Annotated in this window: 19 protein-coding genes; 4 read left to right on the forward strand and 15 right to left on the reverse strand. The window is 41.8% G+C overall.

The annotated features are described in order from the left end of the window. The first annotated feature begins 104 nt into the window (after window positions 1-104). The 3 genes from ACYX4N_RS16325 to ACYX4N_RS16335 are packed head-to-tail and all read left to right on the forward strand — an operon-like array spanning window position 105 to window position 2,570. The gene (locus ACYX4N_RS16325; RefSeq protein WP_476054752.1) at window positions 105-929 is read left to right on the forward strand and encodes a class I SAM-dependent methyltransferase; all 825 of its coding nucleotides are present in this window, start codon (window positions 105-107) and stop codon (window positions 927-929) included. Then, the gene (locus ACYX4N_RS16330) at window positions 922-1,611 is read left to right on the forward strand and encodes an acylneuraminate cytidylyltransferase family protein (RefSeq protein WP_014997619.1); all 690 of its coding nucleotides are present in this window, start codon (window positions 922-924) and stop codon (window positions 1,609-1,611) included. The genes ACYX4N_RS16325 and ACYX4N_RS16330 overlap by 8 nt, the downstream gene beginning before the upstream one ends. Continuing rightward, the gene (locus ACYX4N_RS16335) at window positions 1,608-2,570 is read left to right on the forward strand and encodes a Gfo/Idh/MocA family protein (protein WP_476054753.1); all 963 of its coding nucleotides are present in this window, start codon (window positions 1,608-1,610) and stop codon (window positions 2,568-2,570) included. The genes ACYX4N_RS16330 and ACYX4N_RS16335 overlap by 4 nt, the downstream gene beginning before the upstream one ends. Window positions 2,571-2,698: 128 nt before the next feature. On the opposite strand, the gene ACYX4N_RS16340 is transcribed toward ACYX4N_RS16335, so the two are convergent. The 13 genes from ACYX4N_RS16340 to ACYX4N_RS16400 form a co-directional block, all read right to left on the reverse strand. Next, window positions 2,699-3,640: an NADH dehydrogenase gene (locus ACYX4N_RS16340; protein WP_069943892.1), complete on the reverse strand. Its 942-nt coding sequence runs from the start codon at window positions 3,638-3,640 to the stop codon at window positions 2,699-2,701. Continuing rightward, window positions 3,630-4,625: a glycosyltransferase gene (locus ACYX4N_RS16345; protein WP_476054754.1), complete on the reverse strand. Its 996-nt coding sequence runs from the start codon at window positions 4,623-4,625 to the stop codon at window positions 3,630-3,632. Before ACYX4N_RS16345 ends, ACYX4N_RS16340 begins: the two co-directional genes overlap by 11 nt. A 188-nt stretch (window positions 4,626-4,813) precedes the next feature. Further along, window positions 4,814-5,704 carry an NAD-dependent epimerase/dehydratase family protein gene (locus ACYX4N_RS16350; RefSeq protein WP_014997615.1) on the reverse strand — a complete coding sequence of 297 codons (891 nt, stop codon included), beginning with the start codon at window positions 5,702-5,704 and terminating at the stop codon, window positions 4,814-4,816. A gap of 58 nt (window positions 5,705-5,762) precedes the next feature. Continuing rightward, window positions 5,763-6,791, reverse strand: coding sequence for a glycosyltransferase (locus tag ACYX4N_RS16355; RefSeq protein ID WP_476054756.1), 1,029 nt, complete (start codon window positions 6,789-6,791; stop codon window positions 5,763-5,765). Window positions 6,792-6,824: 33 nt separating this feature from the next. Then, window positions 6,825-7,856 carry a glycosyltransferase family 2 protein gene (locus ACYX4N_RS16360; RefSeq protein WP_476054757.1) on the reverse strand — a complete coding sequence of 344 codons (1,032 nt, stop codon included), beginning with the start codon at window positions 7,854-7,856 and terminating at the stop codon, window positions 6,825-6,827. A gap of 3 nt (window positions 7,857-7,859) precedes the next feature. Continuing rightward, window positions 7,860-11,240, reverse strand: coding sequence for a motility associated factor glycosyltransferase family protein (locus tag ACYX4N_RS16365; protein WP_476054759.1), 3,381 nt, complete (start codon window positions 11,238-11,240; stop codon window positions 7,860-7,862). Between the two features lie 2 nt (window positions 11,241-11,242). Continuing rightward, entirely contained in the window at window positions 11,243-11,557 is a 315-nt protein-coding gene (locus ACYX4N_RS16370) for a hypothetical protein (RefSeq protein WP_476054760.1), read from the reverse strand. Further along, entirely contained in the window at window positions 11,554-11,982 is a 429-nt protein-coding gene (gene fliS / locus ACYX4N_RS16375) for a flagellar export chaperone FliS (RefSeq protein WP_476054762.1), read from the reverse strand. Before fliS ends, ACYX4N_RS16370 begins: the two co-directional genes overlap by 4 nt. Before the next feature lie 22 nt (window positions 11,983-12,004). After that, a complete protein-coding gene (gene fliD, locus ACYX4N_RS16380) occupies window positions 12,005-13,435 on the reverse strand; it encodes a flagellar filament capping protein FliD (RefSeq protein WP_476054763.1) in 1,431 nt (476 codons plus the stop codon). 11 nt (window positions 13,436-13,446) lie between these two features. Next, window positions 13,447-13,932, reverse strand: a complete 486-nt coding sequence (locus ACYX4N_RS16385; RefSeq protein WP_474854004.1) for a flagellar protein FlaG — start codon at window positions 13,930-13,932, stop codon at window positions 13,447-13,449. A 94-nt stretch (window positions 13,933-14,026) separates the two neighbouring features. Then, a complete protein-coding gene (locus ACYX4N_RS16390) occupies window positions 14,027-14,866 on the reverse strand; it encodes a flagellin N-terminal helical domain-containing protein (RefSeq protein ID WP_474808262.1) in 840 nt (279 codons plus the stop codon). A gap of 711 nt (window positions 14,867-15,577) precedes the next feature. Further along, window positions 15,578-16,423 carry a flagellin N-terminal helical domain-containing protein gene (locus tag ACYX4N_RS16395; RefSeq protein ID WP_071950965.1) on the reverse strand — a complete coding sequence of 282 codons (846 nt, stop codon included), beginning with the start codon at window positions 16,421-16,423 and terminating at the stop codon, window positions 15,578-15,580. 775 nt (window positions 16,424-17,198) lie between these two features. Further along, a complete protein-coding gene (locus ACYX4N_RS16400; protein WP_474808263.1) occupies window positions 17,199-18,050 on the reverse strand; it encodes a flagellin N-terminal helical domain-containing protein in 852 nt (283 codons plus the stop codon). A gap of 239 nt (window positions 18,051-18,289) precedes the next feature. Between ACYX4N_RS16400 and ACYX4N_RS16405 the strand changes: the two genes are divergently transcribed. Then, window positions 18,290-19,267 (forward strand): hypothetical protein, encoded by a 978-nt coding sequence (locus tag ACYX4N_RS16405; protein WP_476054764.1) that lies wholly within the window; start codon window positions 18,290-18,292, stop codon window positions 19,265-19,267. Window positions 19,268-19,272: 5 nt separating this feature from the next. Here ACYX4N_RS16405 and flgL read toward each other — a convergent pair whose 3' ends face one another. Both flgL and flgK read right to left on the reverse strand, forming a co-directional pair. Further along, window positions 19,273-20,496, reverse strand: a complete 1,224-nt coding sequence (gene flgL / locus ACYX4N_RS16410) for a flagellar hook-associated protein FlgL (RefSeq protein WP_474808266.1) — start codon at window positions 20,494-20,496, stop codon at window positions 19,273-19,275. Window positions 20,497-20,503: 7 nt separating this feature from the next. Further along, window positions 20,504-22,546, reverse strand: coding sequence for a flagellar hook-associated protein FlgK (gene flgK / locus ACYX4N_RS16415; RefSeq protein WP_476054765.1), 2,043 nt, complete (start codon window positions 22,544-22,546; stop codon window positions 20,504-20,506). Window positions 22,547-22,573: the final 27 nt, after the last annotated feature.

Raw genomic sequence — 22,573 nt, forward strand, 5'->3', positions numbered from 1 at the left:
AGCCAGAGAGAAAAACGTGTAAGAATTGTGATTCTCTTTTGGACGTACAAATAGATTTCACAAAAGATTCAATTCCTTATAAAGCATGCCGAACGTGTTCTCACTTGAATGGCGCTCATGAAGATACCACGGAATTTTGCCAGACGGTTTACGCTGTTGACGATGAGGACTATGCCCAGAATTATACACCAGCAGACAGAAACGAGTATGAATACAGAACGGCGAGCATCTATCTGCCAAAAGCTGAATTTCTTTTCACTGCATTGAAGTCATCTGGCGTAGATCCACATAAAAATGCTTATTTTGATTACGGTGCAGGTTCGGGTTACTTTGTTTCGGCATTGCTTAAACTAGGCCTTAACAATGTTTCAGGTTCAGATGTTTCTAAGTCACAGGTCGATATGGCAAATCGCCTTTTCCCGTCACCGCGACTTACGTGTCACGATATCAACGATAACCATGAATCTCTGGCCACAACCAAATCTCAAGTTGTGTCAATGATTGGTGTGCTAGAGCACCTTCAGTCGCCAAGAAAAGCCTTGCAGCGTCTGAATGAAAATCCACACGTTAAGTATATCTTTATTTCTGTACCCACATTCAGCTTGTCAGTTTATCTTGAAATGCTTGATGACAATGTTTTTCATCGTCAGTTACATGGTGGGCATACCCACTTATACACTGAAGATTCTCTTTCTTATATGTGCAGCGAGTTTAATTTTGAGGTCATCGGACAATGGTGGTTTGGTACAGACCTTGTAGACCTCTACCGACAGCTACACATTAACTTGGAGACAAACAACGTATCTTCATACATTAAAAAAGATTTTAACAAACGTTTTCTGACTTTTCTCGACAGCGCACAGCTGGAACTAGATAAGCAGAAAGAGTCATCAGAAGTTCACATGCTATTAAGAAAAAAAAATGCCTGACATTCTGACTGTGATACCTGCTCGCTCGGGAAGCAAATCGCTACCTCACAAAAATATCAAATTACTTGAAGGAAAACCTCTGCTTGCCTACTCAATAGAGTACGCCAAGCGATGTGCACTGGTGTCAAAGACAGTGGTTTCAACAGATAGCGAAGAGTATGCAGATATTGCGAGGCAATACGGCGCCAGCGTTCCTTTTTTACGGCCGCCTGAATACGCTAGAGACAGCAGCACCGACTTTGAATTTATGAAGCACGCCTTTGACTTTCATCGTTCTCATAATGAGCATTATGATCTACTCGTTTTGCTTAGACCGACTTCTCCCCTGCGCCCCAAAGGCTTGATCGAAAGGGGCGTCTCGATTCTTTGCGAAAACCCTTCTGCCACCTCCGTCCGCTCTGTAGCTCCCGTAACGGAGCATCCTTATAGAGTGTGGAGCAAGAGAAAAGACGGAAGTATTGAAGGCTTTGTTAGCCATGAAAAAGAGCCCTATAATTTGCCAAGACAAAAACTACCCGAACTATTGTTTCAAACTGGCGATATAGAAATTGTTAGAGCAAGTACACTTTTAACTGGCTCGGTGAGCGGTGACAACGTATACCCTTTGATCATAGCGCACGACGATATGGTAGATATTGATTCAGAATCAGACTTTAAAGAAGCAAAGAGAAGAATGCTATGAAGATTTTGATATGTGGCATGGGCTCGATAGGCGTTCGCCACTTTAGAAACTTACAGACGCTTGGCGTTACCGACATCATTTTTTATAGCACTCGAAAAAGTACCTTTCCCCAAATAGAGGAAATCATGCAAGGAGCGCAAGTTTTTGATTCTCTTCACGACGCGCTAGCTGAAATGCCTGACATTTGCATGATCACCAACCCTACTTCACTGCACGTCCGCACAGCCATTGAAGCTGCTAAGCATGGATGCCATCTATATATTGAGAAGCCTATTTCTCATACACTAGAGGGCCTAGAGGAACTTAATCGGCTAATTGAGATGCACAACTTGATTTCGTTCGTTACGTATCAGTTTAGATTTCATCCGCATATCAAATTACTGTGCGAATTAGTAAAACAAAAAGATGTTTATGGCGATGTGATATGGGCAAGGGCTGAATGGTCTGAATATTTACCGGATTGGCATCCATGGGAAGATTATACTAAAGGATACAGCGCACGCAGTGAACTAGGCGGAGGAGTGCTAAGAACACAAATACATCCGTTGAACTATTTGTCTTTTATTTTAGGTGAGATAAGCGAATTGTCGGTTCACTGCCAAGCAAGCGGACATCTAGGTATTGATGTGGACGACCTCGCTGACATTCACCTGAGCTTTGAAAACAATGTTACTGCAAACGTTCATGTTGATTACCTGCAAAAGCCCAGAGTACATACGCTTACCGTAGTAACTAACAAAGGAAGGTTTGCCTGGGACTGCCACGCTAACGAACTATTTTTCATTGATCATGCTGCGAAGAAAACGCATTTTCCGAATGAAAATTTTGAAAGAAATGACATGTTTGTTTCGATGCTAGAGCATTTTCTGCATTGCGTAGAAACGGGCAAACAAAGTGCCTTTACTGTAAAAGAAGCGACTAGCGAGCTCTCTAAACTGCTAAATGCAGTCAAAAGCTAACAATTGCCACGGGGGTATTCCCCCCGACTGAAACGCTGAATCAAACACAAACTGTCGTTTTGTGATTACTAAAAGGCACTAACAATATACATACCAAGCAATTTTAACGGGCCTACACGTTAAACGAATCAATTCTTACTAAAGTAATGACCTAGCGGATGAGTTTCACCCGTTTTGACCTCAACCACTGGTAAACCCTTAATCAAAGAGCGGCGCTGCTCTCCAGACTTGAACGTTAATTTGCCATCCCTGTCGCGTGATTCTCTCATTTTTGACTCTACATAACTTTCTGATGGGGAGAGCGCACGCAAACTTCCCAAACGGTCGTTACGTACAAAAAAGAGATTATTTCCAGCGCTATTAGAGCCCACTAATTCGTAACCTTTTTCTTTACCTAAATAATGCAGAGCTGCAATAGAAGCGCCATAGTACAAATTAGAGTAATGTGCCTCGTTACGCTGAAATGAAGACGAATACGGTACAGACACTGCAGCCTTCCCTCCAAATACGCTATTATACTCAACTACAACCATGATAGGATTAACGGCTTCAATAGCTTGCCAAATCCAAAAATCATTGCCATCAACATCGATACTGAGCAAGCCTATTTCCCCTTCAAACCCTTCGCTTGCGATCAAATCGTTAATATTTTCTTTATCGATCCACGCTTTTTTTGCAGTTAAGTCATGACGCCAGTAAAAGTCTTGCTTCTTGATGCTTTCTATATTCATTGCATCACCATCCATCACTAGCCCTTTCCAGTTATTATTAACTAACAAAAAGCGTGTATTAGATTCGAGGTAATTCTCTACGCCAAACTCTACAAAAGTTTTCTCATGCTCATTTTGTATAACACGTTGTTGCAAATACTGAATGATGCCATCTTCACCAAATTGCGAAAAAACCTTAAATTCCACATCATGCAAAGAGCTCATCTCAATGCCTTTATTAGCATTTGCAAGTGCGCGGCCCTGAAGCACAAATAGATCATTGAGACGTTTATGTATAGAGCCTGCTATGTTTGCTTGCGAAGTACTTTCCTGCTTCTTCTCTTTTTTTTCATTTGTCATTGTGTTTACTTCCTAACAGCGTATCGTCATACAGATGTTCTAGCGCGTTCAAATAACCGTCTGCAAAGCGTTTTTGCGATAGCTCTAAATTTCTATAACTTGCGCTATCGTTAATGCTGTGTTCTAAGATTTCACCCTTTGCCTCATACATCTGTTCAAGCAAGACCCCCAACGTATTAGCATCGTTAGGCTCAAAGTAATGTGCTCGGGCGCCACATTGCTCTCTATGAACTGGAATGTCGGATAGGATCATTCGCTTACCGAAAACCTTCGCCTCTTCAACTGTTGTGCTCCACCCCTCGAAAAAAGAAGGATTGATAACCGCAATTGCTCCTGCCATGAGAGACATAACTTCATCACGTGATACAAGTCCAAGCACCACAAACTTGTCCTGAAGATTGTACTCTTCAATGAAACTTTGTAATTCAGAAAAGTGCGAGGCATTGCGGTGGTCGCTTGTGTACCCTGTAGCAACAACTTTGATATCTGATGACACTTTTTTTAACGCTTCAAGTACCACTTTATGGTTTTTGTGAATCCAAAATTGGTTCGGTAGATAAAAGTATCCACGATCAGCTAACGACTGTTTTTTCGCAGATTCAAGCGTGCGCCGTGCTATGTCAAAATCTGCCAATGTAATGTTAGGTGAAAACTGTACAACATGTGTTTTGGTTTGTTTGTATTCAGGGAAAAAACGTTTGAAGTCTTGAGCAGCTGAATGACTGCTTAGCAGTAAATGACCTGACCGTTCGGCAGCCATAGCAATGAGCCGGTTTCTATTACGCAATTCATCCTCAGAAAAAAGGTGTGGCAAATGGCAATGTTGGAAATCTGGCATCCAATACATAGCTGGGGGAGTGAGCCGTACACCTGGCGATGTATGCGTTAATACAGTGAGTTTGAACTTACGCGCATAGTAGGCTATGCGAATGTCAGTCTGAAAATACTTGCACAATTTGCTTATTCGAGGTGATGAAGCAGTCAAGTGATCACACTGGACTACTTGAATCTTCTTTGTGTAACTCTTGGGAAAGAGGTCGCTTCTGTTGGTCAAACAAAAAAAGCGATAATGATCGGGCGCAAACTTATCTAACGCCCCTAAAAGACTCAGAAAGTAGTTCTTTCCCCCTAGCCATGCATCCCCCCGGATAACTACAGGTATCCCGACCCTAATCATTTATCTACCTCTTTAAACCATGATATGTAGCGCTTCAACCCGTCTTCAAATGGCGTTTTTGAATGTAGCAGCTCTCTGTTTAACTCATTATTCGCCGCCACCAAGTCGCGAGGATCACCTTTTCTATCTTCACTTGTCATAAAAAGTGGATTATTTTCATATCCTGCTAACGATAGAATTAAGCTAATTGCAGAGGAGATACTTAACGGCTCTCCTGTACCCACGTTAAGTATTTGCTCGCTACTACGCCATTGACACTGTGCCAGCGTTAACAGTGACTGGACAAAATCCTCAATGTACATCCAATCTCTTAACTGAGCTCCTGTACCAGAGAATCTAAACTCTCCTTTTTCGGCCTTACTCAGAACGTCCCAAAAAAGCTGTTTTCTCAAGCCTGGCCCGTACAAGGAAAACGGTCTAACGATCTTCACTTGAAGATCATAAGTTACAGAATAAAAAACAAGCATTTCTTCTGCTAACTTTTTATGAAAACCATACGGAGAAATAGGCGCAAGCTCAGTGCTTACAGAGGTACTACTGCTAGCATTCTTACCGTATACAGCTGCACTAGAAACATAAATTAACCTACTACTTTGCCATTCATCTTTCATTTTATTAAGAAGAGCATTGAGATTTGGTAATGTCTTGGCAAAGTCGTTAGACGGTGAAGCTATCGAATCTGCCACAGATGCGCCGCCTGCCACATGAAATATCACATCTGGCTTTTCGCACTTATCAAGAAGACTCTCATTAATATCACCGGACAAGTCAGATAATGAATTACTGCGAACCGTCCTTTTCACGCTATAGTTTCGGGCGTTAAGTTCGTTGTATAAATGTGTACCAACAAACCCTTCGCCACCTAGAATGAGAAATTTTTGCAGCATTTTGTCTCCTGTTCTTTGACTACTGCGTGGCGTATGAGAACTCATAAATGTATCTCACTTACAGTGCTCGCCAACTTACAACTTCTGCATTAGTAATACTGCGCCGTATAGATTCAGCGATTGCCTCTTCATGCGCGCCTTCAACACAGTTAACGATAATATCTAACGGTAACTGACTGAGCATATCTAACGATTTTATGGGAACGTCTTTGATAGATGACGTGGCCTGTCTATCTGAGGTGACAAAGCATTGAACATTCCCACCAGCGCTTTTCAGTGCGTTTGCAATTATTATGGACAGTTGCCTAGTACCGAAGACAGCGATATTTTTGCCTTGGTAATCACCGAACGCATGTTCTTTGCACACTAGCTGTTCTAATAAAAATTTCAAATCTTGAACATTTCTGTCTAGCTGATGTTGGTTGTCTTTCACTACATCCTCAAGCAACAGAGCAACTGCTTGAGACTCTTTTTTCAGCAATGTTCTATTTGAACTCAGCGAGCTACTCCCTCCTTGTCGAAAATTGGCAGAAACAATATCAAGGTATTTGCCGCTGTATCGCCGCATAGCAGTCTTCATAAAAAAACTGTCAGCGTAAAGTGTGAAGCATTCACTGAAAGGGCCTATTTTCTCGAATAGGCTTTTGCGACAAAAGAACCCTTGATGACAAACATTTGTTCCCTCTTTTTCACTAGCATGTGTAAGCCAAGTTTCTCCCGTATTGTCGTCGAAGCAACGTACTCGTGTTGAAACATAATCAATATCGCGATTAGAAAACTCAACAAGGACCTTCGCTAAATTAGATGTCCCATGCAACGTATCGTCTGCACCAAGAAAATAGACAACGTCGCCCTCCGCCATATCCACGCCGCGATTAAAAGCGTGATATATTCCTCTATCAGGGCTTGAGTAAATTTTTTTGACGTGCGGATAAGATGCAGCAGTAGCCAGCGTATTATTTGTAGAGCCACCATCTACAATGATATGCTCAATGTCATCAATGATATCTTGGTGCGCTACGCTTTTTAAGCACGCGTCAAACAAATCATCACAGTTATAAGTTGCGGTTATTATTGATAATTTCACTATTTTCTCACAAATTACACTACTGTACTTAGGCTAAGCTAGAACATAGAAATCATGCCCCTCTTTTTTTCCCAACGAGGAAAGGAGGCTCGTTATTTCAGATCGAACGGGTTGCGCTGCTACAATCAAAGCTTTAGGCGCCGTTTGAGACAAGTAACGTTCAAGCGATATTATCGGCACCTTCGTTTCAGACACAATTACATCAGAGGTTTCGCCATCTTTTTTGTCCACAAAGGCAACGATCTCCCTGTCTAGCAAATGCGCGTGCCTCACAAAAGATCTCGCTAGCTTTCCTGCACCATATACGTAAACCTGCTTTCCCTGTGTACATGCAATTAAGCGCTCACTTTTCTCTTCTATCACTGCAATAAGGCCTTCATCGAAGTCATTTTGAGAGAGGCTCATTGTGGTAGAGGAGTCACTTATACGCATCTTCACAAGGGACTTTTCTAGACAGTCGAACTTGAACCCTTGGTTAAGCAATCGTAAAAATAAAACGTAATCTTCAAATATTCTCAAGCGAGGATAGCGAACACGCTTTAGCGCTGCTGTTTTAGCAAAATAAGTAGTATGTGGAAAACAAGGCCACTGCCGAAGAGACGCATTTATATCGTCAGGGCTGGCAATATCGTTTATGGCGCGCTCCTTCTCATTTTTGAAAACAGTGAACCGGGAAGAGTTAGCAACACTATCGGTATCAGCGAAATAATTTAAGTGACATTTAACAATATCAGCCTCGCGGCTTTCAATGAACCTAAGTTGCTCGTCAAACCTATTAGGTTCGCTTATGTCATCAGCATCAACTTTCGCGATATAAGGTGTGGTTACCAGATCTAACGCATCATCTAGCCGATATCCAACACCTTTGTTCTCTTTATAGGTGATGAACTTAATTCTAGGGTCTGAGAAACCTTCGACTTTAAGTTTAGTGTTATCCGTTGAACCATCGTCAACGATGAGAAACTCGAAATTTGGATAAGTTTGAGATAAAACTGAGTCGATTGTTTCTTCTACCCACTTAGATGCGTTGAAAGTAGTCATCAATGCGGTGACTTTATTTACCATCTACTAGGCTTCCAATTGAGAAACAAGCATGTCGTTTACCGCATCAACTCTCTGAAGATACTCCTCTTGAGATATTGACTCTTTTCTGAAGTCTTTCACTTTTACCCTAGGAATGAAAATAAGACGGTCACCACTTAAAAGTAAAAGATCTTCGCATCGCAAAGCATTTTGACTAAGAACGAGAAAATCTGGCCCCGCATAGCAAAAATAATGCTTGCTCAGAGAAATAAATTTGTCGAAATAGTCATGCTCCAACGAGGGATGAAAACTGACTTTTTGCAGTAAAATTACATTCTTCAGTCCACTAGAAAAAGCAACCAAGGAAGTTTCAAACAAGGTGAGTGGATTATTCTGATAGGGCACCCCAAGATCGTTAAAATCTCCGCGCGCTAATAATGTAAGACCACGAAATGAAAGTTTGACATCACTGTCATTCTCCAGCCAAACGATATTACATGTGTTTTCGCCATCATCTATAGACTGCGCTTTTTCATCAACCCAGTTAATTAAAATCTGCGTTGCATTTTGAGCATTCTGTAACGATAACTCCGTCAGTTTTGTTTTTGGTTCGAAGGCAATATTTTGATGTTGAACAGAAAGAGGGTGCGTATTCCATTTATCAATTAGAACATTGTTTCGTCTTAGGCTTGTATGCGGTGAAACAGCGTCGAACTGAAATTGAGAATGTTCTAAAAGCTTTATTGAATCTGCTATAAATGCTTGCCAAACCTCTTTTAAAGCATTGCCCGTTTCAATTACGACGCTTTCATCCTTAACATTCAGAAGCTTACTAAAAATGCTGTTAACGTAGTTGAAAGTTCCATTAAAGTAATAGAAAACTAAGCTTTTCTTCCGAAGCAACGACGAGACGATAAACTCCCTCTGCTCGTGAATTAACTCTTCAATATCTAATTTTGACGATAATGACTCAGTGAATAAATTGTTCAGCGCATTGAGTTCTTCGATTAAAGACGATGGCTTATACTTAGCTTCGAATTTAGACATTAAATTAGAGTTTTCAGCTGCAGAAAAAATATTGTTAAAAATTTCTTCTTTTGCCCGCTCTTTTTGAGCAGAGGTAGAAACGATAAGAACGTTTTCAGCGCTTAGCGTGTCTGCTCCATTTATATATGCGCCATTGCTTAAATTATAGATATAGGAATTTTTGCTCGCAAAGTTCTGCTCCAAAACCTTTGCTGAAACTTTAAATTCGTATTTAGTTTTAACCCACGGCTTAAAGTTACCTTTTACAACCAATGATATTTGATGATTTGACGCATAATTGTAAAGCTCTTTTCCTTCACTATCGTAATAGCCGGAAGACTTTGAATGGTGGTAATCGTCACTTGCAAAGCCTAAATCCGTGCCTAACAAATAGATATCTTGAAAACCTATCGTGGTAAACAGGTCTGCCGTGAAGTTCAAAACGGTAGGATAAGAGAAGTTTAATAGCTCGAAAGGATGCGACTTATGAATCTCAGTGAGTGAAACCGTTGATGCCTCGCCTTGTTTAAACGCCAATAGTGTATTTTTGAACAAGTTTGCTGAGTCGGGATGAATGCCATTGCAGCTCAGTAACGTAATGCGCTTGAGGTAATCAGCATCATTGATTCGGGACAACCAATCAAACGTTGAACGGTTTGTTTCAATTTCTGCGTGAAAATCTGGGGTCAAACCGTTTTTGTAAAGCGCGTACAGTGCAGTCCCGCATGAAACGATTATTGCTCTATCTTGCTCAGTTTTAAGTGTTTCAATTAACCCATCTAAAGAAGGCCCGTTACCTACTATAAAAACAGGTACATTTAGCGTTAGAGAAGTTAATCGGCGCTTTGCATCAGCCAGTAAAAAGGGTACGGAATTCTTCAGTGCCCATCGAGTATGAGCAATGCCATACAGTGCATTATCGAAATAGTCCCCCATGGCAATCATAACGAGAAGCTGTTCGCGTAATTGGGCAACTGCATCAGTAAGCTTCTCATTAACATAGCTCTGATAGAAGAATGTATTTGCCAACACATAAGGGCCAACAGACTGAAATTGAATCAATAAATCATTGGTGAGGTTTGAGCCATCGTCACCTATGTTTAAGTAAAGGCGTTTTTTTCCTTCATCAAACGAAGAAATGATATTTGCCCAGTCTATGGCAAATAATGAGGCATAAAAGAAATCTCGATTTGGCTCGCAAATAAATAGCATACCAATATCGTGTTCTTTTACTAAGTCGTTAAGCCCATAACCACTGCCAATGCCAAACTGGATGATAGACTTGACCTGAGTAGGTAACGCACTTTGCTTCTCCTGCACATCTTTTAGTACAGATTCACACTCTTCGACAAGCTGGTAATGCAAATACCCTTTTAACTTCTTTCCTTTATAGCTTAAAAGCAGACCATCTTTGTTCGGCTTTGATACAAAGGATTTAAAATTTGTTTTCGCATCATCAATTGGTGCACTGGAAAACAGCGCATTAGTTGACTTGTGATAAAGATAAACATCCCCGTCAACGTTAGCGCTTGGCGCCCACTGCTGAGGCTCATAATTTACAAACTCTTCGTATAGGTTCGGGAAGTACTTTTTTAAAGCGACGAGATTACTATTCTTGCGCTCCTCATCTAAATTTGAAGAACGCAACTCCTTGTCATCTTTTAGCGGTGCCCACTGATGAAGGTAACTCTCGCTAATTGAAGTAGTGTTACGAGCAGGTAACCACGACTGCAGTTCATGCCAATCTGATGTCATTAGTTTGCTTTCGAGGTTATTGAACACCGGATTATGCAAATGCTTATAAAAATCTAGTTTATCAACTCCAATATGCTTTTTAAGCTCCAACATATCTTTAGCGAAGTTTGCGCCGTCAGAACCAATTTGAAGATACAAGGCGATGCTTCGTTCTTTCGCGATATTGAGCAATTCTCTCCAATTGAGACTAGACAGCGAACACACAAAATAATCAATATTAGGCTCATAGACCACTATATGTTGATAGCGGCTCTCTCTAATCAAATTCTCAATGTGGTAACCTAACCCCAGCCCCATAACAACCATCGCAGAAACAGATTTATCATTATCACTGGATAATGAAATGGGAGCCGTGCGAGCGATGTATGCATTGTAGTGAGAGAGAACTTCTTGCTTTGGATGCTCTCCATACAACACCTGCCCGGTGTTGTAGTTAATAATATTTAGCTCACCAAATTTATTACACAGCAAGGTAGATACTGACGAATCATGTTTCTTAATTAGGTCTGCAAGGGTTGGAATAAACCGCTCAAATGCACTAATACTGAGTCGATAGTTATCCCTAATCTCTTGCGCAAGCGCTCGCTCAATATTTTGCTGCTGTCGCTCATCTTCATGAACGTGAAACTGAATCTGCTGTAACATGGCTATTTATATTTCTTAACGGCTGCGCGGCCTCTAGAAAATTTGACCGCTTCTTTTTTGGCGTTATCAAGCAAACCTTGCGCCAGCTCTTCAAGCTTTTGATTTATCAGAATTTCTTTTTGTGCAAACGACGATTTTTCATCACCTTGAAGGCGAGATAGCGCTCTAACAACGACTTTATGGCGTATTTGGGAAAGATACCGAAATCGTTCTGTGGAAAATGTGTCACTGGGCGATGACAAACAAGCAGCTAACTCAGCGTTAACTGCTTGGAGGAATAAGGGAGTTTCGCTGTGATTTAGTATCGAGTTTTTCAAATAGCTTGTCGTTTCTGACGCTGGGCCTCGTACGCTTCCTGCTTCGCTTCTTCAGGAATCTGCACCCACGCATCGCGTATTGGTGTTAATAGGCTAGACACTTCATCCAACATATTCAAGTCGTTGTTAAAATGTGCATCATTCAAACGTTCTACCATATAGTTGTATAGTGCAAACATATTTTCAGCTACTTCACCACCAACCTCTACATCAAGCGTATCTCGCAAATGCATGATTATAGCGCTTGCTTTAGAAATGAAATCCGCTTTAGCCACCAGTTCTTTGCGCTCCATTGCCCCTTTTGCGTAAGCAACTCTATCAAGTGCCCCCTGCAAAAGCATAAGGGTGAGTTTATGCGGATCTGCATTTGCAACGTCCTGTTTTAAGTTCCCTTTACGATAGGCGTTTATACCTTTGAGTGACATAACAACTCCAACTCTACTTTATTTACAACGACGCTAATAACGCTGAACCAGTTTGGTTTAACTGTGCAACGGTTTGGTCGAGGTTTAAATATTTATCCCGAAGAATTTCTTCATAGTTAAGCATGCGTAATTCGAGTGTTTCACGCTCATCGTACAGCTCTTCTCGCTCATCTTTAACAGAGCGCTCACGCAAGCTGATTAAACCACTATAAGATGTATATTCTTTTGAAAACTCGTATAAGCGAGTAGCAATACCTTCATCAGAATCAGTAAACAATTTGGCAATCTCGTCGAAGTTATCTTCTAGTGCATCTTCTAGACGATCTTCGCCTGATCCTAAACCAAAATCAGTCGAACCAATTTCTAATTTGCCTTCATCATCGAATTCAATACCAATCTGGAAAAGCCCACCAAGAGCAGAGGAGCTGACGCTATCACCAACAATTGATGCCAATCCGCTCTGTATCCCTCGTAGTAAAGAGTCACCAGCGAGTGCGCCGTCATCTTCTAGCTCAGATTCGCCGTATTTAGTTAACGTACCTATTTCATCAATAAGCGCATTATAGTTATCGACAAAGTCACGAATTTTTTTATCTAAACCTTCTTTGTCATAGCCGATGTCTAGTTTAGTTGCTTGAAATTCTCCAGCTGCGTCTTTCGGAGAAACCTCATTAACATCAAACGAGACGTTTTGGATAGTATTTTCAAACTCATTAGAACTGCTTTGAACTTCGATACCATCAACGTAAGCGATAGCATTACGGGCACTTTCTATATTTGCAGCGCTAATATTGTTGGTGCCACCCGTTGTTGATAGTCGATCTAATTCAGCGGCACCTGTATCATTTGTGATGACAAGGTCATTACCATCACCTGTCTCATCTGAGGAAAATACTAAGCGAGGACCTGCGCCAGTTCCCGTATCAATAATGTTAGCCGTTACGCCAAAGTTATCATCTGCGCTATTAATCTTTTCACGTAACGCTGTTAGCGACATGCCTGCGGTAACATCTACAGTGAAACTTTCGCTTCCACCAACATCAAACGTAAGCGAGCCCGTCCCAGACGTCAGTACAGGATCGCTGCTTGAAGTAAATGCACCTTCATCTGTTGTGATCCTGCTTCCCGCAGCAAGTTGTTCGACAACAATTTCATAGCTGCCGCGAAGCGCTGAATTTGATGCTTCTGCTGAGAGAACATCATCATCTTCGGAAGGATTAGTTATCGTAGGCTCACGACCATTAATTCCGTTGTCACTGCGTAACTCATCAACGGCATCTTTGAAGTCAGACAACTTGGATTTAATCTGCCCGAGGCCAGAAATTTCAGCCTCTATACGTTCTTCTTTTGCATTTAACCGTTCTTCTTTGGGCTGACGCTCTGCAGTAAGAAGTTGTTGTACAAGATCGTCAAGAGCAAGGCCTGACCCTACACCTAGAGACTGAATTGTCATACTTTACCTCGTTAAACCTGGTTGTTGATAAACACCCCTACACTGTTCCCAACATCCTGTTGCAGCTCTTGAATGCGTTCGGCTAGTTTTAACACTTCTTCTGAAGGTATCTGCCTAATAACATCACCAGACTGTGAGTCTTTTACCGTTACTACAGAGCGTTTTGTTTCATCGTCTATGGTAAAAGCTAAATCCCTATTCTGAACTTTAAGGAATGATTCAACTTTGGCGACAGCATCATCTAGCTGAGCACCGTTCCTCTCTCCATCATTGTTATCGACCCGCAGGTCAGGAGCTTGAGCAATATTTTTTCTATCTAACGTTTCACGGTCCGATAGAGCTTGCTCAGATTGGTTGGCACGTTGATTTGCATCGCTCTTCTTTTGCCTCGCTTGTTCGGAATTCTGATCAGAGACCAGAGGCGCGTCACTCTGCACAGGCACTACTGATGCTGTAGATGCAAAAGCTTGGCCACTTTGGGTATTTTGAATTTCCACGTAATACCTCCTTCCTGAAACGACAAAACGGGTCTTTGCCTATCATAGCAAACACCCGTTACATCTCAATTAAGGTAACTAATTAAAGTATAGCTTATCCAAGCAAAGACAGCGCTGTTTGAGGACGCTGGTTTGCCTGACTGAGAACAGAAACAGATGCCTGCTGAATAATCTGATTTCTGGTAAGTTCTGCAGTTTCTGCCGCAAAATCAGTATCACGAATTTGTGAACGAGCAGAAGACAGGTTTTCACTTATATTACTTAGGTTACGAATAGTAGACTGGAAGCGATTTTGCAGCGCACCTAAGTCGGCTCTCACGGCCCCGATTCCAGAGATAGCACCATCAATATCACTAAGTAATGAAGAGGCGCCAGCTGCAGTCGTTACGTCGTTAGTCGTAATCCCAAGGCCTGTTGCACTAAAGCCGCTAATAGAGCCTAGGTTGCCTGAAGACAAATTAACCGAAATGGTTTGGCCCGCGTTTGCGCCAACTAAGAATTTAGCAGAAAAGTTACCGTCTAGGATGTTCACGTTACCAAACTGTGTGTCTGTAGCGATACGTGAAATTTCTGTACGAAGTGCAGAAACTTCTTTTTGAAGCGCCTGACGGTCGGCTGAACTGTTGATACCATTTTGCGATTGAACTGCCAGTGTACGAATACGCTGTAAGCTTGTAGTTACCTCGCTTAGGGCACCTTCAGCCGTTTGAGATAAAGAAATAGCATCGTTCGCGTTACGAACGGCTTGGTTCAAACCTTGAACCTGAGATGTTAGACGATCTGAGATCTGCAAGCCAGCAGCATCATCTGCTGCACTGTTGATACGGAATCCCGATGAAAGTCTTTCGAACGACGTGTTTAAGCGATCGCTTACGTCAAAAAGCTGACGCTGCGCGTTAAGCGAAGACACATTAGTATTTACAAATAAAGACATTAGATTACCTCCTAGGGATTCGATGGCAAATTTGCTATCATCAAATCCTTCCAGTTCAAATTAGCTGGGTCACTACTCCCAACTAACCCCTCTCTTAAAAGTAAAGTAAATTACCCCTCAACAATAGGTATCGGCAAAGTCTTTAGGTTCTTTAGCTTTTTTTTGTATTTTTTACTCCAATTTTAAAAATAAAAAGTAACCAATTGTTTTAAAAAGAAAAAAATCATCTAGAGCGTTTGAAGAAAATTAGTAATTTTTCGATACATAGCTAAAAGATATCGATAATTGATACTGTAAATAATGTCGGTAAGCGTTAACTAAGATTTCGAACGTGCAATTCAGGATATGAGGAAAGAACCATCAAATTTGCAAGAATGAAAAAGCTGGCACTGTAAATGCTTTAGGAATATCGAACCAACGGCGTTGCTCTACCGTAGTTTGAAATTGGCGAGATGTTTCGGTAAAAATAAAAAAAGGCCGAGACATTCAAATCTCGGCCAATTTGCTCATGTTAGGAGATTGAGCAAATTCAGTTTCTGTCGGCTGGCAGGGTTTAGTAGGATAAACTGGCCTCTCAACCAACACTTCTACACTCTCAGTTCTGTTAGTCGGCGTTTTCTCTAAGGGGCGGCCTAATTGGCCGCTTTCCTTGCTTCAGGGGATGGCCTCTCAACTCCTTCCCAAATTTACGCCTAAAACATGCTTAACGCGTTAGCCTAGTAGAGACAATGCTGCTTGGGGGCGCTGGTTCGCCTGGGCTAAAATTGTTGTACTTGCCTGTTGTAAAATCTGATTACGGCTTAACTCTGCCGTTTCTGTGGCAAAGTCAGCATCTTTAATGCGAGATCTTGCCGCTGAAACGTTTTCTGAAATGTTACTTAAGTTTCTGATGGTAGATTGAAAACGATTCTGTAATGCCCCCAAGTCAGCGCGTAAACCGCCGACAGCAGATATTGCAGTATCGACCGCAGTTAGAAGGCGAGAAGCGCCCTGCTCTGTAAGTACATTATCATCCAAAATTCCCATGCCAGTCGCACTGAAACCATTTATGCCGGCACGTGCTAGTGCTGAACTCGATAGGTTTACAGAAATTGTTTGACCGGCATTAGCGCCTACCAAAAACTTAGCCGAAAAGTCACCTGTTAGAATATCCACACCAGCGAATTGCGTTGTTGTAGAAATACGCGAGATTTCTGTACGCAGTGCAGAGACTTCTTTTTGAAGTGCTAAACGGTCTGCAGAGCTATTAATACCGTTTTGCGATTGAATCGCTAGCGTGCGAATACGTTGAAGTGCTGTCGTCGTTTCCGCCATTGCACCTTCCGCAGTTTGAGCAAGCGAAATGCCGTCATTTGCATTTCGTACAGCTTGGTTTAACCCCTGAACTTGCGAAGTCATGCGGTCAGTAATCTGAAGACCTGCAGCATCATCAGCAGCGCTGTTGATTCTGAAGCCAGATGATAAGCGCTCAAATGCAGTGCTTAAGTTGTTGCCAGTAGTGAACAATTGACGTTGTGCGTTTAACGATGACACATTGGTATTTACAAATAGACTCATGGGTCTCTCCTAACAGTTTCGAGTGTTGCGCTATTGGTTTTATTATCTGCGCGATAGTTTAAAATTTTGGCATAACCTGTGCTTTGAATAGGTGTCAGGGTAATCTGACGTTTTGTCGGCACACTAACCGATGAAACTTGCTATATAGAGAAGTTACTTCTCTTTGCTGGCTGGCGGGTTTGATGTTCCAGACCTCAAACCTCTCACTACCTCCTGGCTTCATTCTCGCCTGTCAGCAGCTCCACCCTTAGCAAACCTTCCTATTTATCGCCACTCAAATCAATTTACTTTAGAAATTCTTTAAATTAATTTTTACACCGATAAAATATTGATTTTAATCACTTTAAAAACAAACAATATAAAATCATCTAGAAAATTTACCCTTATACAACCTGAGTTAACTAAGTTTTTTAAGGGATGGAGGATAATTAAAAACTTTATCTCCCCTTTGTAATAGTTATCGTCACATAGGGAAATTTCCTTTAGCTTTTTTTATAAAATTTTTAGTTCGTTTTATTAACTTTACAAAAAGATTAACAATTCAATGAGATAGAGGGATTCTTCAATTACTGGGTGCGTGTTACTAAGCGTTTCTATACTTGGAAGGGTTTTGAAGAATTTAGTAAAATAAAAGCTGTCGTTAAGTGAAAATACCTCTAAAAAGTAGGAAGACACTGTGCTGATGATGATAGGCAAAAAAAAGCCGACAATTGTGTCGGCTTTTAGTAAATTAAGTTGAACTAGAGCACTACCTCCTGGCTCCATTCTCGCTTTTTTAACCTAGAAGAGATAGAGCTGCCTGTGGGCGCTGGTTCGCCTGAGATAATACGGTAGTACTTGCCTGCTGTATGATCTGGTTACGCGTCAAGTTCGCAGTTTCTGTAGCGAAATCTGTATCTTTAATCTGCGAACGTGCAGCAGATACATTTTCTGAGATATTGCTTAAGTTACGAATGGTAGATTGGAAACGGTTTTGAAGCGCACCCAAATCAGCACGAAGGCCACCAATCGCTGAGATAGCGTTGTCGATAGACGCCATCATTGAAGAAGCATTCTCACTAGTTAATACGTCATTCCCTGATCCCGTGATCCCTAAACCAGTTGCACTAAAGCCATTTACGTTGGCTCGAGTTAACGCTTGACTCGATAGGTTTACAGAAATCGTCTGCCCTGCGTTTGCACCTACAAGGAATTTAGCAGAGAAATCACCAGAAAGGATGTTTACACCTGCAAACTGGGTAGTCGTAGAAATACGCGAGATTTCAGTACGTAGTGCAGATACTTCTTTCTGCAGAGCAACACGGTCAGCAGAGCTGTTAATACCGTTTTGTGATTGTACCGCTAACGTACGGATACGCTGCAGTGCAGTTGTAGTTTCAGAAAGCGCACCTTCAGCAGTTTGCGACAGTGAAATCGCATCGTTTGCGTTACGTACAGCTTGGTTAAGTCCTTGGACTTGTGAAGTCATTCGGTCGGTAATCTGTAGACCTGCGGCATCATCAGCAGCGCTGTTGATACGGAAGCCTGAAGAAAGGCGCTCAAAAGACGTACTCAAAGAATTACTAACATCAAAAAGCTGACGCTGGGCATTCAATGAGGATACATTGGTATTAACGAACATAGACATAAAGTCTCTCCTACACTCTCAGTCCAGCGTGCGCTGGCTGTCGACATTGCCGACGTTTTGTTTTAGTAGTCATCAAGACCTGAGGGGTAATTGATGAACTGGCTCTCTCAGAAACTGTATCGACAAGATGTAAATTCCCTTTAGAAAAAATTACGTTTTTTGCCGATAAGCGGTAAGATATTGCCGCTACACTGAACAAAGTTTATTTATAAGTGGCGGATTTTTAAGGGAGATTTAGAGTGCAAAAAAAAATGAAATTATTCGATTTAAAACGTATCTCTAAGCCTGCTGCGCATAGTGCCTTTACCGATCTCATAGAAAACCCCTTCGACAAAAGTAGAAAGACGTTACTGTGTTGCTATCGCCAAGCGACTAATCATATAAGCGCAGACGGTCTTTTGATGGTGCTAACTGTCGATAAGAAAACTTTGCGAGTCTTAGCAAGAATTCGTATACAAGAACACAATGCTGATCTTAGAGATCCAAAGTTTTCATTTGATGGCAAACGGCTAATACTAAGTACCTACGCGAAGACCTATTTAGATAATGGAAAAATGGTGTCTAAAATGCGGACCTATTTTTCCACTACTGGCCTCTCTTGGTCTGGAAGTAATAATTACGGCAAAAGCGGTTGGTGGCTTTGGAATCATAATTGGTTGGGTAATGAAGCCTATGGATTTGCTTATAATCGACCATCTAATAAGCTCTCGCTCTATAAGGGTGACCCCACACGCACAATGCAACTGCATAAAGATGATGTTTTCAACCTGAACAAGCAAGGCAAAGGCTATCCCAACGAAAGCACCATTTTGTTTGATAATGAAGGTAATGCCTCTGTATTTTTAAGACGAGATGCCGATTCATTTAGCGCGCAGTTTGGAACGTCTAAACCACCTTACACTAAATGGACATGGCATGATTTAGGGATATATATCGGTGGACCAGCGGCAGTTTCACTTGGGGCTAACATGATTATTGTCGCTGGAAGACATGTCGATTGGGTGACTCGCAAGTTTTCCACCACAATATGGTTATTTAACAAAGAATCAAAGGAACTCAAAGAACTACATACACTACCGAGTGGTGGTGACACGAGTTATCCAGGACTAGTAGTAGAAAACGACAATCTGTATGTCTCCTACTACTCATGCCATATCGACAATGAAGCGAGAGTGTACATGGCGCATCTAACAGGCGTTGATGCATTAACCGATTAACGCCTCTAGATATAATTAAATAGCGATAAGTTACTTACTTGAGGGAATGTCGCCAATGCAGCACTCAAAGCTGTTTCTTGCTTCGCAAATTCTGTAGATGCTTCTGCATAGTCTACATCCTGAATAGACGAGCGCTGTGCTTTCGCTGCTATTTCCATATCTAAGTTACTTTCGTACGTACTTTCAGCAATATTCAAACGGCTACCTATGGAAGCGCGTTCCAGGGATAGCTTTTCAAGCCCGTTATCTAGACCCACTAAGGCATCGGCTATCGATTCCTGAAGTGCTGAATTATCAATAGTAGAGTCCATTAGAATGGTTTGGATTTCGTGGATTGATTGCGCCATGCTTTTTTTCTCTGGCGCATCGAATGACAAGTCGATGCTATCACCAGGTGCTGCTGTAGCATTAAACTCCATTCCTTTAATAGTAAAGGGCTGCCCTGAACTATAGGCGACAGAATCAACTACGACACCGGTTCCTTGGTTGACTAATTCTGCTTGACCTGTAGCAAGAAAATTAATGCGATAATCATTATTTGCCGCATTGACCGGGTCGTAATTCTTGTCAAAAAAGGTATCAAATGTTCCTTGCTGCTTCACCTCAGCTGTATTTACAGTAGCACCGGTAGTGCCATCAACTGAAAACTTGAATCGCGATAGCACGTTTTCAAAAACTTCATATCCGTTACTGGTTGATTGAATCTTAGAGCTATTCGATAGCTGGACAAAGCTCACACCTGGGTCACCTGCAAACGTTATGGCATTTCCCGCTGCAGCAGGGTTATATTCGAATGCTTGATTACCCGACTGGTAACCTGCATACAGGTAATTTCCGTCGGCATCTTGCGTGTTCATTAAATCAAACACCTCAAGCTTAATTTGTTCTAATTCTGCACCAATTGCGCGCTTATCTGGATCAGACAAGATACCATTACCGGACTGAACTATCAGTGTGCGGGCGCGATTGATAGAGTCGGTAATGTTTGTAAGCACAGCCTCTTGCTGCTCAAGCGACCCGGTTACCAAATCATTATTACGTTGAAACTGGGTAAGCTCATCAATTTCTTCGGTTAAGCGCAGTACTTTCGCTGCCCCGACAGGGTCATCGCTGGGCGTGATTATGCGCTTACCTGAAGCGAGCTGCTCTTGGGTTTTCGCCAAGTCGCCCTGATTTTGCATAATCGAGCGCATGTTTTGATCATAAATTTGATTCGTTGATATACGCATAAATCACCTACCTTGCTGACTGCAAAATGGTATTAAATAATTCTTGAGCCGTAGACAAAATACGTGCTGCCGCCGCATAGCTTTGCTGATACTTTATCAAGTTAGCAGCTTCTTCGTCTAAGCTTACGCCCGACACTGACTCAAACCAATTTTCAGATTGCACTTTCATCGCTTCAGCCGAAGCCAACGAGACGCTAGCCATTGATGCATCTTCACCAATACGCCCAACCATAGACGCATAGGCATCTTGAAACGTTCTTGGCGTATTGGTTGCTTCACTACTCACCTGAACTTTGTTTTCATTTTGAAGAGCAGCTAAATTAAGCGCATTGCTGTTATCGTTGAAACCATCTGTATTATAGCTGATTGAAAAGCTATCACCTGCTTTTGGCACACCGTCTAAACTTAGATCAAAACCGGGATCAGGACTTATCCCCGCTTGACTGATAAGATTCGTTAAATCCGTGGTACCCGTTACAGTAGCTAAAACCGTCCCGCTTCCATCTAACACTTCATAGGTATCTGCAGCCGTAAAGCTAATTTGAGCTGGTGCTGAATTTAAAAGGCCACCCGATCCATCAAAAGCAGAGGTTCCCACTTCCGTATTTGAAACAGTTACGTCTATAACATTAGCGCTGCCTAGGTTAGCGCTGTCAGCCCCTGCTCGTACCGGGTTGGCGAAAGCTAAATCTTCTGGGCGATTTGTATCTAAACTTATATTTGAAGCCACATCTTTGGTTGGCTGAATCAAAAACTCGTTACCCACGGTGTAGGGGTCGCTTCCTGAAAAATCTATTTCAATGCCGCCAGATAACTCATTAAAACCGGAGGTTACTGCAAAATTAGAGAAAATAATGTCATTGCCAGAACCGTCTTTTTTAGGTGTCCCGTCTGGGTTTAAAAACGTAATTTCAATTTCACTGGGCACACCAGCAGCAACTGCAGTTACTTCGATTTTATAGTCGGCGTCAGTTAATTCAGCGCTCTTGCCTTCAGTTATCTGTGCTGTAACTACGTAATCGCCATTGGTGTCTTCGTAGGCTAAGCCTCTGAATGAAGGAATGTCAAAAATGTTACCGCCAATTTGACCATCTAAATCCATACCCAGTTTATTTTGGGTATTCATTGCATCGGCAAAAGCGACAGAGAGCTGACCTACATCACGCATTGTTGGCCCTAACACTTCATTACGGTACTTGAACAAGCCACCTAAGGACCCGCCTAAGTCATCTTCTATTACACGTATCGACGTATCGTTTTTGGTTTGTGAGCCGAAATTTGTTTCCAGCTTAATTTCTTTGGTTGTTAGGTCTGCATTAGAACTTAACTCAAAAAGATTAAATGCACCGTTTTCAAGAACGAGCGACTCGCCCGATGTTAGGTTAATAGTAACGGCGCCATTTTGTGTAGTGCTCTCTTTAACTGTAATCCCCATAATTGAGGCAAGTTCGTCTATGGCCTGATCTCGCTCATTAAGTAAAGCGGTTGGCTGATCGCTCGTATTATTGCCATTTGCAATAACGATATTGCGATTCAGATCGCCAATATTTCCAATTAGCGTATTGGCTCTATTTACCATTGAAGTGACCTCTAAATTGAGCTCTTCTTCTTTTTCCAGCATGTAATCCGACAAGGTTCTCATGCGGTTATAGAGCGATTCAGATTTGCTTAGTACCTGTTCACGAGATGCTAGGTTTGTTGGATCATCAGCCGCAGTTTGTAGGGCTGAAAAGTATTCACTCAGGCCTTGAGAAATTGAGTTCGCTTCACTGGCTAGTAGGTTATCAATTGCTGTAGTTTTATTAGAAAAAGCTTCGAGTTCACCTACTGCGGTGATATCGCGGCGTAGCTGATTTTGAGCAAATACGTTGATAATACGTTCAGTATTGCCAATCTCAACACCAAATACTTGGCTATTTTGAAGCTCGGTGCGTTCGCGAACATAGCCAGGCGTGTTGACGTTGGCGATATTGTTACTTGTCGTCTGCAATAGCTTGCTACTAGCGTTTACGCCGCTTGTAGCTAATGAATATAAATCAACAGAACTCACTGTATTCTCCTCACCTATAACCCCTAA

The organism is Alteromonas sp. ABH4_452 (genome assembly GCF_056311825.1).